The organism is Shewanella insulae (genome assembly GCF_009831655.1).
Classification (GTDB): Bacteria; Pseudomonadota; Gammaproteobacteria; order Enterobacterales; family Shewanellaceae; genus Shewanella; species Shewanella insulae.
Genome location: NZ_WRPA01000010.1, coordinates 159480 through 174571 on the forward strand (window position 1 = coordinate 159480; position 15092 = coordinate 174571).

At 48.7% G+C, this 15092-nt stretch carries 12 protein-coding genes; 10 read left to right on the forward strand and 2 right to left on the reverse strand.

What is annotated here, in order from left to right; all coding sequences use genetic code 11:
* The first annotated feature begins 30 nt into the window (after positions 1-30).
* The 10 genes from GNT65_RS12460 (at position 31) to GNT65_RS12505 (ending at position 12781) form a co-directional block, all read left to right on the forward strand.
* On the forward strand, positions 31-882 hold the full coding sequence (locus GNT65_RS12460; RefSeq protein ID WP_160796648.1) for an N-acetylneuraminate synthase family protein: 852 nt from the start codon (positions 31-33) through the stop codon (positions 880-882).
* Between the two features lie 39 nt (positions 883-921).
* Complete coding sequence (locus tag GNT65_RS12465) at positions 922-2082, forward strand: class I SAM-dependent methyltransferase (protein WP_160796649.1); 1161 nt, start codon at positions 922-924, stop codon at positions 2080-2082.
* Between the two features lie 79 nt (positions 2083-2161).
* On the forward strand, positions 2162-3169 hold the full coding sequence (locus tag GNT65_RS12470; RefSeq protein ID WP_160796651.1) for an ATP-grasp domain-containing protein: 1008 nt from the start codon (positions 2162-2164) through the stop codon (positions 3167-3169).
* A complete protein-coding gene (locus GNT65_RS12475) occupies positions 3162-4361 on the forward strand; it encodes an ATP-grasp domain-containing protein (RefSeq protein WP_160796653.1) in 1200 nt (399 codons plus the stop codon). Before GNT65_RS12470 ends, GNT65_RS12475 begins: the two co-directional genes overlap by 8 nt.
* Complete coding sequence (locus tag GNT65_RS12480; RefSeq protein ID WP_160796655.1) at positions 4358-5113, forward strand: SDR family NAD(P)-dependent oxidoreductase; 756 nt, start codon at positions 4358-4360, stop codon at positions 5111-5113. Before GNT65_RS12475 ends, GNT65_RS12480 begins: the two co-directional genes overlap by 4 nt.
* A complete protein-coding gene (locus tag GNT65_RS12485) occupies positions 5110-6930 on the forward strand; it encodes a 1-deoxy-D-xylulose-5-phosphate synthase (protein ID WP_160796657.1) in 1821 nt (606 codons plus the stop codon). The genes GNT65_RS12480 and GNT65_RS12485 overlap by 4 nt, the downstream gene beginning before the upstream one ends.
* On the forward strand, positions 6927-8237 hold the full coding sequence (locus GNT65_RS12490; protein WP_160796659.1) for an ATP-grasp domain-containing protein: 1311 nt from the start codon (positions 6927-6929) through the stop codon (positions 8235-8237). The genes GNT65_RS12485 and GNT65_RS12490 overlap by 4 nt, the downstream gene beginning before the upstream one ends.
* A 3-nt stretch (positions 8238-8240) precedes the next feature.
* A complete protein-coding gene (locus tag GNT65_RS12495; protein ID WP_160796661.1) occupies positions 8241-9134 on the forward strand; it encodes a class I SAM-dependent methyltransferase in 894 nt (297 codons plus the stop codon).
* A gap of 36 nt (positions 9135-9170) precedes the next feature.
* Positions 9171-11078: a glycoside hydrolase gene (locus GNT65_RS12500; protein ID WP_160796663.1), complete on the forward strand. Its 1908-nt coding sequence runs from the start codon at positions 9171-9173 to the stop codon at positions 11076-11078.
* Positions 11078-12781 (forward strand): cytidylyltransferase domain-containing protein, encoded by a 1704-nt coding sequence (locus GNT65_RS12505; RefSeq protein ID WP_160796665.1) that lies wholly within the window; start codon positions 11078-11080, stop codon positions 12779-12781. Before GNT65_RS12500 ends, GNT65_RS12505 begins: the two co-directional genes overlap by 1 nt.
* Before the next feature lie 108 nt (positions 12782-12889).
* Here GNT65_RS12505 and pseC read toward each other — a convergent pair whose 3' ends face one another.
* Together pseC and pseB are read right to left on the reverse strand one after the other, a co-directional pair.
* On the reverse strand, positions 12890-14038 hold the full coding sequence (gene pseC, locus GNT65_RS12510; protein WP_160796666.1) for a UDP-4-amino-4,6-dideoxy-N-acetyl-beta-L-altrosamine transaminase: 1149 nt from the start codon (positions 14036-14038) through the stop codon (positions 12890-12892).
* On the reverse strand, positions 14035-15030 hold the full coding sequence (gene pseB, locus GNT65_RS12515) for a UDP-N-acetylglucosamine 4,6-dehydratase (inverting) (protein WP_160796668.1): 996 nt from the start codon (positions 15028-15030) through the stop codon (positions 14035-14037). The genes pseC and pseB overlap by 4 nt, the downstream gene beginning before the upstream one ends.
* Positions 15031-15092 lie beyond the last annotated feature (62 nt).

The window sequence follows — 15092 nt, forward strand, 5'->3', positions numbered from 1 at the left end:
TTAACCCTAACCAAGATATTGTGGGCCACTATGACAACACAAGCACCTATATTCATTGCCGAGGTTTCGAGTAACCATCATAGAGATCTCGACAGGTGTTTCGAATTTATCAAGGCATCGGCAGAAATAGGCTGCGATGCGGTAAAGTTTCAGCTGTTTAAAATCGATCAACTGTTTGCCCCCGAAATCCTTGCTCGAAGCGAGATGCATAGGGCGCGAAAGCAGTGGGAGTTACCCGTTAATTTTCTACCAGAGCTAAAGCGGTGTTGTGACAGCTACGGCATTCAATTTTCATGTACGCCCTTCTACCTAGATGCAGTCAAAGAACTGGCACCCTATGTCGATTTTTACAAAATCGCCTCCTATGAATTGCTATGGGACGATCTGCTTATCGCCTGCGCAAGAACCGGTAAGCCTGTGGTCATCTCTGCCGGCATGGCAAACTTGGAGGAGATAGATCACGCCATTGAGACCCTACAAGAGGCGGGATGTCAGCAGATCACCCTATTACACTGCGTCTCAGCCTACCCCACTCCAATGGCAGACTGTAACCTTGCCGTACTAGGCACTTTCCGGGAACGCTACGGCGTCAAGGTCGGTTGGTCCGATCACAGCGTTCAACCGGCCGTCATCCGCCGCGCCGTCAATCGTTGGCAAGCAGATTGCATTGAGTTTCACATAGATCTCGACGAACAGGGTGCCGAGTACGCCGCCGGCCACTGCTGGCTACCGCATCAGATACAGCCCGTGATCAGCGAATGTCGTGATGCGACGACCATAGATGGACGTGTAGATAAGGTGCTGGCCCCAAGCGAAGCTCCTGACCGAGACTGGCGCGCCGACCCCAGCGACGGTTTAAGGCCGCTTAAGCACCTTAGATAATTGAATCAACAAACCAAAAGCCATTTCTAAGAGGCCATAATGACATTTAGACCCTGTATTGTTTGTCAACACGCTCAATCCACCGAGGTATTTAACAAGCCATACCATTTAACCGGACTAGGAGAGGTGGCTCTATGCATTACAGTTTGCGATAACTGTGGTGCGGTATACCAAAATCCGTTGCCTGATCAGCAAAAGATTCGCAAGACATACAGTGAAATGTCAAATTACACAAATCCTGGACGAGATGGCAAACCTTCAGCCACCAAAGTTGCCGCGCTCGATAGACAACTTGCCTATTTATCAAAATTCATGTCACCTAAGGGACGCGCATTTCAGGTCGGCTGCTCCGATGGCTATACCCTACACAGATTCCAGCAGGCAGGTTGGAAGGTCGATGGCATTGATCCCTCTTCTCGCGCAATTGCACTAGCAAAAAGCCAATATAGTTTGGCTCTGAATAAAGGCTTTATCGAGGACTTCAACAGCAAAGATGCCCAGTACGATCTTATTATTCTCACACATGTATTAGAGCATTTTGTTGACCCCAAAGCAGTATTGCTTAAGTGTCTTGCAATGCTTAAAGACGGTGGTCATATTTTCATCGAAGTCCCCTCTCTCATCGATCAAGAGTCTTGGCCGACGAGTTACTTCACCTTTGAACATCTTTCTTACTTCTCACCACTATCCATGATAAATCTCATGAAAGCTTGTGGCATAGAGCCGCTCGGACCTGTGGTCACCGACTTAACTGAAAAAGATCCTTACCCAATACAGATGTGTCATGGTCGTAAAGGTAAAATTTCACCCTTGATAGAGAAAGATCAGCAAGCGCTGTCCATGTGCCAAGCGTATGTCAATCGAGATAAGGCTCGCTGGCAAGATATTAATCATAAAATTGATATTGGTACGGCGGAGGCAAAAAATATTGCTATCTGGGGCGGCGGTGTGCACACGGCACAACTTCTAGAAGAAACCACCTTACTGGAGCACTTCGCACCAATCACGATTGTCGACTCCGACCCACAAAAATGGGGGAAATCACTATACGATATTACGATTGTCGCACCTAGCACCTTGATACTAGAGGATCCTGAGCTCGCAATCGTAATCTCCTCGTTTGTATTTGAGCAGGAGATCAAACAAACGCTAGAGGCGAATCATAATTTACATGCAAGCATCGTCACACTGTACAGCTAGCATTCTTATGACTATATCCCAATCGCCAACATCAGCCACATGCAACTGGGCCCTTTGTCTCGGTGGCGGAGAGGCCCAATTGCCTTTGATACTTGCAGCCAAATTACATGGGCTATCTGTATGTGTCGTTGATAGAAATGAAAACTGTGCTGCCTACCCGCATGCAGATAAGTTTATCCAGGCAAGCACCTATGATGCACAGCCTCTTCTGGCTATGCTAAGCAACATAGAGTTGCCGATACGAACTCTTTTAGCAAGAACCTCTGGGCCAGCCTTATATACCGCCGCAGCCATCGATGAGAAGCTCAACCTATTTGGGCTAAGCCAAGAGCTTGTCGCTTTATGTACCATTAAGTCACGATTAAGAGAGTATTGCGAAGCCAACCACATACCTGTACCTAAGGGAACCAGCAGCAAGCATCCCAACCAGCCTTCAGAGTTACCTGTCGTTGTCAGACCCGATTTCCCGTTAAGCGGTAAGAAAGCCGTTACACTCTGCACCCAAGAGCATCTACTTAAGTCAGCCATCGAATCGGCCAAGGCCGCATCCGCTGACGGAACCGCCGATATCGCATGCTTTATCGAAGGGAATGATATCAGCCTGCTCGCTCATCTAGACAAGGGGTGTGTCACCCCCATCGCCTGGTGGGAAGAACTCAACCAGTTTAATCAAGGTGAATTAAGGGCGATTGGACTCCTATTTCCGACTCAGGTAGCAGAGAGTATCAAAATGCAGCTTATTGACGCGGCAACGCGATTTGCCAAAGGCTTCCCCGATTTAAACTATCTGCTGGCCTTTAGTTTTCGTATCGATAAACAGCAACAAGCCAGACTCATCGAAGTTCATGCCGATCTGACTGGCGACTTGATTCTAGATCGACTAATACCCGCCGCCGCCCAACGGGAGGTATTGCCAGATATTGTCCAAGGTTTGTTGACTAGGCACTTTCCTGACTTTACCAAGGGAAAGCTTATCCCAACCGCTATCCGCTTTGAAGAAGACGGCCCAAGACTCTATCAAGATACCCAACTATCAGTGCTTCTCAAGCTATTTAACAACACTAAGGAGCCCTTATCCGATGAGTAACCTCCCCTCAGCCATTCTCATTATTGGCGCTGGCCATATGCAACGTGAACATATTCGTTGGGCCAAATCTCTCGGCCTGGCAACCATAGTCACTGATATTCGCAACGATGCCCCCGCAATCGACATGGCCGATGAGTATTACCAGATCGGCGGCAGTGATGTCGAGGCACTGTCGGCACTCGCTAATCAACTCAATGAAAAATTTAATCTCATCGGCGCCTACTCAGGCAGCGATTTCGGCCTGGCGGCAGTGGCAGAGGTCCACCAAAAGTTTGGGCTCCCAGGATGCTCTCCAGAAGCAGTCACTCTGTCACTCAACAAATCAGCTGCCAAAAAGGTATGGCTATCTCAAGGGTTGCCAACGCCAAAGATGGCCTTATGGGACGCGGTTCCACCAGAAGATGAATTACTCAAACTAGCTTACCCTATCATCATAAAACCACTTGATGCCTGTGGTAGCCAAGGAGTGACCTCAGTCAACTCGCCTGAAGCCGTCTCCGATGCTGTGGCGCTAGCAATGCAGTATGGTGAGCAGGTACTAATGGAGGAATACTTCGATGGCTTCGGCATCGACACTATAGGCATCATGTGGCAAGGAAGGTTCATTCCCTGCGGCATTGGTGATCGCTATTTTTCTAAGCCTCCTTACCACTTTCCAACCCACGGGTTTGCGCCAAGTGCACTCCCCCCCCATGACATCGAACAGGCCTATCTCCTGACAGAGCAAGCTTGTCGCGCTCTAGGTATAGACAATGCCCCTGTAAAAGCCGATTTACTCTACAAAGCGGGCAAATTTACCTTATTGGAGGTCTCACCACGCTTTCATGGTGATGTCTTTACCACTAAACTCATCCCTTTTTCACATGCTCAAAGTCCTGTTCTTCGGTGGTTTTCTTTACTAAATGGCACAGACACTCTTACATCAAGTACCGCGGCCCCCGAAAGAGTCGTGATGTGGAAGGCGCTATTTCCACTAGCACCTGACATAGACTTTACCGAGGTCGAACAGTTTTTGAATGATCACTCGGCCATGTTGGAATTTTTTTATGAACCACGACGCTATAAAAAACACCAGCAACATAGCGACAACACCAGCCTGGTAGGTTTTTTCTGGATAGCATTTAATAACCGACAAGAGGCAGATCAATTTTTGACCATTTTTTCAAATCGATTTGAAGGCACCTTACTATGATTAAGTTTGATTTTAATGGCAAAGTGGCATTAGTCACTGGCGCTTCCAGAGGGATAGGTAAAGCTATCTGCCATGCGTTACTCGAATCCAACTGCAAGGTCATAGGCACCTACGCCAGCAACGACGCTGCTGCAGACAAATGCCGCCAAGCGTTTAATCACTTCGGTGATGATTTTTATTTAGTTAAGAGTGATGCTAGCTGTCGCAAACAAGCCGCAAATTTGTTTACTCACGCGCAGGAACACTTCAATCAGCCCATTCATTTGCTGGTCAACAATGCAGGCATACTACAACAAGGTGACTTCAATCAGCTCAGTGATGAACAGTGGGACAATACCTTCGCGGTTAACCTCAAAGGCCCATTTATACTCAGCCAAGAATTCTTACGACACGCGGCGTCAGGTGCAGCCATAGTAAATATCTCATCTGTGGGCGGTCAGACGGGTGGCAACAAGGCGCCCGATTATGCAGCGACTAAGGCAGCTTTAATCAGTCTAACCCGTTCTGTTGCCAGACTGGGGGCAGAGAAGAATATCCGCTCAAATGCGGTTGCTCCCGGCTGGATTAAAACAGAAATTTTCAATAAACAACAATTAGATGCATTACAACAACAGGCCGAAGCCGTGATCCCTCTGAAACGAATGGGAACACCCGACGAAGTCGCAAATAGCGTGCTTTTTTTACTGTCTGACGCGGCCTCTTATATCACTGGCCACTGCATCAACACTAATGGCGGAATGTACTTCGGATGAAACGATTAAACGCAATACAACAACCCAATGATATTAAACAACTTACCGAATCTGAGTTAGTACAATTAGCTGCGGAAATCAGACATTTCCTCATCGATAGCATTAGCCAAACCGGGGGACATATCGGTGCAAACTTGGGGGTTATCGAGCTCACCATAGCACTCCATCACGCGTTCAATATTCAGCCTACTGCGGCATCAGATGGTGACAGCATACTCTTTGACGTCGGTCATCAAGGGTACACCCATAAACTTCTCACTGGTCGAATGGCAGCCTTCGACACCCTCAACCAGATGGGCGGTATGTCGCGATTCGTATCAAATCACGAGAGCGAATATGACTTGATGGAAGCATCACATGCGGGCACTGCTATACCTATCGCTTGCGGCCTAGCCTTTAGCAAGTTGCAAAATGCGCAACAAGGCAGTGTACTAGCCTTCATCGGCGATGGTTCCATGGTTGAAGGGATGGCTTTCGAGGGACTAAATTTCTCAGCCGAGTACCAACTCCCACTATTTATCGTGATCAACGATAACGGCATGAGCATTCCACCCAATGTCGGAGGCTTGCATAACCTGTTTTCTGCACCAGACTGGCAGCGACGCTGCGCAAATTGGTTCGAAGGCATGGGCTTTGGCTATGTATCAATCGATGACGGGCACGACATGAGCAAGCTACTTGAGGGAATGGAAAAAGCCCAACAAGTGGCAAAACATCCACAAACAGGGCCAGTTATCATTCATGTCAAAACAGAGAAAGGACGTGGACTCGCACTGGCGCACAATCACCCTTATAAATTGCATTTTTCTATGCCATTCAATCCTGAAACGGGCGAAGGTGTTGCCGCTACGCTAACAGGGAAAACCTATCAAGGCATAGTGGGTGACGCCTTAATGCAGCATATGGAAGAAGATGAAACTGTCTATGCTCTCACGCCAGCTACCCCCTATGCGTCTGGTGTGGAAGCATTGATGAAGGCCTTTCCCAAGCGCGCGATCGATGTCGGTATGGCCGAACAACATGCCGTCGGCATGGCTGCAGGACTCGCCATGGCCGGAAATAAGGTGTTCATGTGTTTCCAATCCACCTTTATGCAGCGCGCCTGGGATCAGCTATTTCACGATATCTGTTTTCCAAAGCACCCCGTCACTGTGATTAGTGCCCGTTCGGGATTCGCTGGTTTTGATGGACCCACTCACCATGGCATCTATGATTTTGGCCTGCTACGTACACTACCCGATATAAAAGTCTTCTATGCTGGCACAGCCCGCGATCTTCAGGCAATTATGCAGGCTCGCTTAGCCGATTCACACACATCTATCGCCCAAGGCCCAATGATAGTGCTACATCCCTATGAAACTGTGCCGGCACAAGAAGAGAGCTACTTACCAAGTGAACTCACACCATTGGAAGAGGTGGAAATCGTTTGCCCTGGTGACGATGGCCTAATTATCGCCGTGGCCAATCAGCTACAGACCGCCATCGCATTACGCGAAAAAATTATGTCAGAGCAAAAGCAAGTCTTTAAGGTGGTAAACCTAAGGTGGCTAAAACCATTGCCCCTTAATAGCCTTGTACCGCTGCTGCAAACCCATAAAAATGTCATTAGTTTAGAAGAAGGCCTGAAAGATACAGGTGTTGGTGTCGCGATAAATCAGCTAATCAATGAAGAGCAACTCACTTGCGATCTTTTAGTCAGCGCATTAGAGCAAGGCATATTACCCGCAGGCGATAAACAGACTCTAGCTCAAATGGGCGCCATTGATACCGACAGTGTGTATCAGCAAGCGGCTGAGCGCTGGGAGTGGCAAGTATGAGACCGCAAACAAAAACACTCTTAGTGTTGGGTGCGGGCTCAGATCAGTGCTTTATGATACAAACCGCGCAGCAGATGGGATATTGCGTGGTTGCCGTCGACGCTAACCCACAAGCCCCCGGTTTAAAGCTAGCCGATTATGCACGTGCGATCGATTTCTCCGATAAGTTAAGTGTCATCGACTACTGCCACCAACTACTACAAGAAGGCGTAGAGCTCAGCGGTGTATCTACCATGGGAAGTGACATACCGCATATCATGGCCGCTATCGCCAAACATTTTGGCTGGCCTGGCCCCAGCGAACAAACAGGCTATTGGGCAACCCACAAATTGGCGATGAAACAGCGCTTCGAACAGATGGGTATCCCGATCCCGCTTTACGCTCAAGTTGAAACCGAAGCCGATATTATGGCGCGATGGCGCGAGTGGGGCTGCGACAAGCTCATCATAAAACCAACCGATAGGGCGGGTTCCCGAGGGGTTAGAATTATTCGCCAAGAGGAAGAGGTCAACGCGGCGCTAACCCACGCAAAGTCTTTCTCACTAAATGGCGAGATCTTATTAGAAGAGTTTATTGATGGTCCCCAAATCAGCACCGAAAGTATCATAGTCAACGAACAGAAAGCGACACCAGGCTTTGCAGACAGGGTCTACGAAGGTATGGAATGCTTCTGGCCCAATATAATGGAAAATGGTGGTTGGTTACCGAGTCGTCATAGCCAAGAAGCCCAGGTCCAAATCTCGGCGCTAGCAGAGCGTGCCGCCAGCGCGCTTGGCATTGAAAAAGGGGTTGCGAAAGGAGATATTGTCGTCTGTCCCAAGCGTGGCCCTATGATTATCGAAATGGCCGCTCGCCTTAGTGGCGGCGATTTTTCTGCCAGTCTCGTGCCGCTGTCCAGTGGGATCAACTATGTTAAGACGGTCATAGATATCGCATTAGATAACCCAGTCGATCTAACAGAACTTAACGCTCAGCATCAATTATGGGTCGCAAATCGCTACTTTTTCCTTCCTCCTGGCCAGTTAGAGGCCGTTGAAGGTCTGGAATGGACCCGTGAGCAAGGCTTTTGTCAAAAGCTCGAGTTCTATCCGCAAATAGGCGATCAATTACCCCCAATCATGTCTCATGCGAACCGCAGCGGTGTCTTTGTCTTGACCGCAAAAACATTACCGCAGCTAGAAAAACAGATAGAGTCAGTCTATAGCCATGCACGTTTTAGGATTGATGGAGAGTGGTACTCGGGACGTCCAACAGCCATTCTAGACACTCCTCTTATGCAGTTACCTCAGAGCCGGAAAGGACACTAAATAATGAGTGAGCACATAGGCCGCAAACTGGACTCAAAAGAGGGTTTTGACATCATCGAATGTGAGACATGTGGATTTACCCATATCTCACCGCTTCCCTCATTTGAAATACTGGACAAATTCTACAAGGAAGAATTCTACGTGACTGAAAAGCCTGAATTCTTCAAACAAAAACAAGAAGACGAGGCTTGGTTAAATTTACAGTATTCAGATAGATACGACACTTTCGAGCAATACTTACCGAATACTAGACGTACACTGTTAGACGTCGGCGCAGGGGCTGGCTATTTCCTAAAGCATGGTCAACAACGTGGCTGGAAGGTAAAAGGCATCGAACCCTCTCCTCATGCGGTAACCTATGCTCAACAGATGGGTGTCGACGAAATTGTAGGGTATCTCACCAGCGAAACCAGCAAAGCTCTCGGCAAATTCGATGTGATCAACGCCAGTCTGGTGCTGGAGCATGTTCCCAACCCTATCGAATTAATTGAGCTCATGTATGACATGCTCAATGATGGCGGCATCTTATGCATTAGTACGCCCAACGATTACAACCCATTTCAACAAACACTTACTGAGGTTGAAGACTACCAACCCTGGTGGGTATGTCCCAAGCACCATATCAACTACTTTTCCCCCGATAGCCTGCAACGACTACTCGAAAGGCAAGAGTTTACTGTAGTGCATAAGGAATCCAGCTTTCCGTTAGATATGTTTCTTCTTATGGGTGACAATTATATTGGTGACGGCAAACTAGGTCGCAACTGCCATCACAAACGCGTTCGATTCGAAAGTCAGCTTGCAAAAGCAGGTAAAAATGATCTTAAACGTGCCCTCTATCAAGCCTTCGCCACACTTAATATTGGCCGAGAAATTTGCATATATGGGCGGAAGTAGACCTTGACAGAGACATTATTGAAACAGAGCAGCACAATGCAGTCCCCCACTCATTTATACACAGTGTTTCACCTCAACCTGGCCTTTTCTTCTATCGATACCGCCAGCCATAGCGAGGTGGTCAGCTCCTGTTACTGGCCGCTGCTCGAGATTGTCGACGCAGGGATTTCTCTGGGTATCGAGATGACCGCCTATACGCTAGAGTCGATTCTGGCGGTCGATGAGGCATGGGTCGAAAGGTTTAAACAGCTGCTACATCAAGGCAAGTGCGAGTTAATCGCCAGTGGTGACAGCCAAATCATTGGCCCCCTGATCCCGGCAAGCGTGAATCAAGCCAATCTCAGACTGGGTCAGTCTACTTATCAGTCGATATTGGGTATCACTCCTAAGATAGCCTATCTCAACGAACAGGCGGTCTCGGCGGGACTATTGGATATCTACATAGATGCGGACTTTGATGCCGTCGTCGTTGAGTGGGATAACCCCTACTCTCATAACAGCGACTGGCACGCCGACCTACTACATAGGCCGCAAAGCTTAAAGAGTGCCAGCGGTCGCGAGATCAAGGCTATCTGGAACCACGCCATCGCCTTTCAAAAATTTCAGCGCTATGTCCACGGTGAATTGACCCTCGCCGACTACGACCACTACCTTAAGAAAATTCTCCAACCAGACACCCTCGCCTTCCCCGTCTATGGCAGCGACGCCGAAGTCTTCGACTTCAGGCCTGGTCGCTACCATACCGAGGCTGAAAAAATAAGCGGCGAATGGCAAAGAATAAAGCAACTCTTTATCTATCTGGCGAGCCAGAAAGCCTACTGCTGGAAGACCCCTTCACAAATACTATCTCTGTGGCAGAACGGCGAACCTCTGGCACTGACGAATGCCCAGCACCCAATCTCGGTGAAGAAACAGGCAAAATACAACATATGCCGTTGGGGCATCAGCGGTCGTAACGACCTGCTGCTCAACACCGAATGTCATCAGAAATTAGGACAATTGGAAACAAACCAAGGTGATGACAACCAATGGCGGAGCTTGTGTCGCCTCTGGGCAAGCGATCTAAGAACCCATCTGACTCAGCGTCGCTACAATGATTTGTCACTGCCTCCCGTCCCAAGTAGCGCGCCCGTCTTTGCCCCTTGGCAACCCCGAGAGGATATCGACATTCAGTACGATGATGAGCGCCGCTGGCTGCATGTCACGACACCATGGATCAAATTGACGCTTAATGGTCACCGGGGATTGGCCATCGACTCTCTGGCATTTTCCAGCCACGAATTTGTCCCTGTAATAGGGACGCTATCCCATGGTTACTTCGACCACATCAGCTATGGCGCCGATTTCTATAGTAATCATCTGCTACTCGAACGCTTTAGAGATCGCGACAGGGTGGCCGATCTTAACCGGGTGGAGTATCAGTTAGGTGAGCAAAACGGCTGTCTGGTTATCTTCTGCCGACAAACACTCAAGAGCGGTAGCATACTGAAATGGTATCGTCTCGATGGCGAAAGCCTTCACACAGGCGTTCATTTCGGCGATACAAACAGGCCTGAGGCCTCGATACGCCTTGGCTACATGACCCTACTCGATTGTGAACAGCGCGCCTGGTACCAGACCCATCTCGGCGGCAAGAGTGCGGAGTTTTTCCAACTTAACCAAGATATAGATCAGGGTGCTCCTATTTCCTCTATCGTCTCCAGTAGCAGCGCCCTGGGAGCCACCAATGGGATGCTCCGCTTTGGTAATCAAAATCAAGGAATACAAGTCTGCTGGGATCCAGCCCACTGCGCAGCCTTGCCCATGATCTCTTCGAAACAGATAGATGCTCAGTATTTAAACCGCCTCTGGTTCTCACTCGCCGAGGCCGATGAAACCCTTAAATCGGACGGAAAGCTGCTCGATTTCACGCTTTGCATCACTCCTACCAAGGAGCCTAAATAGTGACTAAGACTCTTGCCCTTGTCGGTGCCCGGCTCAATTCGAGTCGTCTCGCAGGAAAGCATCTGCTGCCGTTAGCTGGCGAACCTATGATTGCCCACATCTGGCGTCGTCTGGAGCAATGCAAAGAAGTAGATTGCAGCGAACTGGCCACAACGGCCGACAGTTTCAACCAACCTCTCGTCGATTGGGCAAACGAACAGCAGATCATTTGCCACCCCTTTGAAGGAGACGTCAACGACCTGATGGCGAGGCTGGATAAGATCATCCAGAGGCAAGACCCAGATTATATTCTCTACGTCTGTGGTGATTGCCCGCTGATCGATCCAGAATTTATCGATCATGGACTGAAAGCGCTAAAGCGTTCAGGCAAAGATGCCATCATGCTAGAGGAAAACATAAAAACCCTACACGAAGGGCTCTCTTTTTATAGCCGCAATGGTTGGAAAAAGTTGCTGGCGGCAAGCCAATGCACCATGTCTAGAGAGCATGTAGGTTACGCCGATAAACTAACACCAGTACTCGACAGAGTCGCCATCTGTGATAGCGGTGATTATGGCCAAATATCACACAGAATCTCGGTAGATACTCAGGCTGATTATCGTTTCATGGCCGAGACGTACCGGCGTTGGTATACGAATCATGAGTCCGATTCCATCGTCAGCCTAGCCTGGGTACACCAACAACTCTTGCAAGACCCTCAGCTGGCCAGTATCAACGCCCATGTCACCCAAAAGGCCGCAGATAAACAATATGCTAAAGCCAGCCTTTATTGCCATCTGGGCGCAGATATTGGGTTAGGTCATTTTAGGCGTATAGAGCTCATCGCCGATGCGTTGCAAGAGTATTTAGGCATAGGCTCCACCATACACGTCTTATACGATGGTGAACCGTTATCTAGCTGTTCAGCCAAGATCCATTGGTATCAAACCGAGAAATCTCTGTTAAATGCCATGAGTGAGGATAAGAATCCGCTACTGCTCCTCGATTTTCACCCAGAGTTCATAGCACCGACTTCGCTCACTCAGGCCTTAAAAGCCCCTAAACAGCACGGTGCTAAGCTTGTTGGCATAGATAAGCTATCTCCCTTGATTGAAACTCTCGACAGGTTATTCATTCCGAGTTTTTATACGGCTTTAACAGATAACAAAGTCTCCTATGGCTGGCAAAACTACCTGTTTAGAGCCAGGCCAAACAACACGAAGCAACGGCAGGTTTTAGTGTTAACCGGAGGAAGCGACGCACTGGGCTATGGCGCACAGTTACCCGCCATGTTAACAGAGCTAGATTTGGACTGGCCGATAACCTGGATACAGGGCCCTTTGGCCCCCACGCCCGATATCCCGCAACATAGCAATATTAAGCTGGTACAGGATCCCAAAAACTTAGATGAGTTGATTGCCGGCGCCGAGGTGATCTTAACCTGCTATGGCCTGTCACTGTTTGAAGCTATCTACTCAGGCGCCGCGACCCTACTACTGCCACCGAAACACTTAGTTGACTTAGACGAGCTACAGCGACTCAGAGCAGAAAACTGCTGTATCGTCAGCGAGTCACTTGAGCATGCCTGCGCAATGCTCACAGACTTGGTCGCACATGAGTCGTTGAGAGAGGCGCTACAAACCCAAAGCAAGCATGTCTTTGCGGATCATAGGGGAATAAAACAGCTAGTGGAAGAGATCAAGACGCTAATGGCTAATGACTAATTATTAACGACGAGGAACGGCACGATTCGGCGTGAGAGCGAGACTAATTCAGGGAAAATCGTTTTTCGAATAACCTTTTCACATAACCTAAGTGATGGCCTGGCAAATTTATGCCAGGCAAGTCGCTAGTTCATCGATCACTCTCTGTTGGTCGCTTGCAGTTAATGCGGGATAGAGTGGCAAGGTTAAAATTTCCTGGTAGAAAGCCTCGGCATGAACCAAATCTCCTTCCTTGAAGCCGCGTTCCAGATAGTAGGGATTCAGGTGCACAGGGAAGTAATGCACGTGCACCTGAATCCCTTTGGCACGCAGGGTATCGAAGATCTCGCGTCGTCTTTCACTCTGATGTAGACGTATCATGTAGAGATGTCGGGCACTCTCTGAGCCCGGTAAGGGATCGACAGGCGTTAAGGGTAGATCACTAAACTTACTGTCATAGATAACCGCTAGACGATTGCGCTCGGTAACGAAGTGCTCGAGTCGACTCAACTGTGACAAGCCAAGCGCCGCATGCAGATCCGTCATGCGATAATTAAAACCCAAGTCGTGCTGCTCGTAGTACCAACCACCTTCATCGGGACGCACCATTTCATCAGGACTCTTGACGATACCATGGCTACGATATGCCACCAGCTTTGCCGCAATGTCAGCGCAGTTGGTCGTCGCCATCCCCCCTTCTGCACTGGTGATAACCTTAACTGGGTGAAAACTAAACACGGTAATATCCGAGTAGTGACAGCTACCTAACCTATGACCACCGTGGCGACTTCCTATAGCATGGGCAGCGTCTTCGATGATCTTAAAGCCATATTCATCACTCAGCGCGGAAATGGCGGCCATATCACAGCTGTGGCCACACAGATGAACTGCGATCACCACCTTAGGCAAGGTTCCCTGGCTCTTTGCTTGAATAAGCTTGATTCTCAATGCCTCTGGAGACATGTTACCGGTGTTGGGGTCAACATCGACAAAGTCAACTTCGGCGCCGCAGTAAAGTGCACAGTTAGCCGACGCCACAAAGGTAATGGGCGATGTCCACACCCTATCGCCAGGGCCAACACCAAGCGCAAGGCAAGCGATATGCAAAGCCGAAGTAGCACTGTTTACCGCCACAGCAAACTTAGCGCCGGTATAATTACATACCCCCTGCTCAAAGGCTGGCACCTTAGGCCCTTGAGTCAGCCAGTTCGATGACAATACCTCGACAACCGCATCAACATCTTGTTGATTGATATCTTGTCTTCCGTAAGGGATCATGCCTTGCTATCCAGCTGAATGATGTCATCACCAGTGAGGAAATCAGGGTTCGTGCCTGAATTATACTCAAAGCCCATCTCAACCAACTGGCCTTTTTCTCCTAAGGCATTGGTACAAAAATCGGTTTCGCGTCCAAAAAATCGAATGCTGGGAGTGATAACAAAATGATCATCAAACTCTAAGGTGTGGTGTGAATCATCGGCCGGACACATGATCTCATGCATCTTTTCACCCGGCCTGATACCAACGATATCGAGTTCGAGGTCGGGACCATAGGCCTTAGCCAGATCGACAATTCGTACAGAAGGGATCTTTGGCACAAAGAGCTCTCCCCCCTGCATGCGCTCGAAATTTTTTAGTACGAAATCGACCCCATCTTGCAAGGTGATCCAAAACCGCGTCATATCCGGATGAGTGATGGGAAGCGATTTAGCGCCTTCGGAGATCAGCTGCTTAAAAAACGGGACCACAGAACCACGGGAACCGACCACATTACCGTATCGCACAGCCGCGAACCGCGTCTTACCACTGCCAACCATATTATTGGCTGCAATAAATAATTTATCAGAGGCCAATTTGGTGGCGCCATACAGGTTAATCGGATTAGCAGCCTTATCTGTTGATAACGCTATCACCTTAGCGACATTGTTGGCGATTGCCGCTCGTATGACATTCTCGGCGCCATGAATATTTGTCTTGATACATTCGGTGGGGTTGTACTCGGCGGCAGGTACCTGTTTTATCGCAGCGGCATGGATAACATAGTCGACCTCTTTAAAGGCCTGCATCAACCTGTCGCCATCACGCACATCACCGAGGAAATAACGCATACAAGGCGCATTAAACCTCTGCTGCATCTCATATTGTTTTAATTCATCACGAGACAAAATGATTAAACGCTTTGGCTTGTATCGCTCTAAAATGGTCTTAGTGTATTTCTGACCGAAAGAGCCGGTGCCACCTGTGATCAGGATAGATTTATTATCGAACATTTACGCTCCATATTCACATTAAAAGCAGCATCACAAAAATAAACTCTTATTTAAGCACGCCG

Bases quoted from the DNA above. Each gene is read 5' to 3' on its own strand.
- GNT65_RS12460 (WP_160796648.1), top strand. From the start codon at position 31: ATGACAACACAAGCACCTATATTCATTGCCGAGGTTTCGAGTAACCAT.
- GNT65_RS12465 (WP_160796649.1), top strand. From the start codon at position 922: ATGACATTTAGACCCTGTATTGTTTGTCAACACGCTCAATCCACCGAG.
- GNT65_RS12475 (WP_160796653.1), top strand. From the start codon at position 3,162: ATGAGTAACCTCCCCTCAGCCATTCTCATTATTGGCGCTGGCCATATG.
- GNT65_RS12480 (WP_160796655.1), top strand. From the start codon at position 4,358: ATGATTAAGTTTGATTTTAATGGCAAAGTGGCATTAGTCACTGGCGCT.
- GNT65_RS12485 (WP_160796657.1), top strand. From the start codon at position 5,110: ATGAAACGATTAAACGCAATACAACAACCCAATGATATTAAACAACTT.
- GNT65_RS12490 (WP_160796659.1), top strand. From the start codon at position 6,927: ATGAGACCGCAAACAAAAACACTCTTAGTGTTGGGTGCGGGCTCAGAT.
- GNT65_RS12495 (WP_160796661.1), top strand. From the start codon at position 8,241: ATGAGTGAGCACATAGGCCGCAAACTGGACTCAAAAGAGGGTTTTGAC.
- GNT65_RS12500 (WP_160796663.1), top strand. From the start codon at position 9,171: ATGCAGTCCCCCACTCATTTATACACAGTGTTTCACCTCAACCTGGCC.
- pseC (WP_160796666.1), bottom strand. From the start codon at position 14,038: ATGATCCCTTACGGAAGACAAGATATCAATCAACAAGATGTTGATGCG.
- pseB (WP_160796668.1), bottom strand. From the start codon at position 15,030: ATGTTCGATAATAAATCTATCCTGATCACAGGTGGCACCGGCTCTTTC.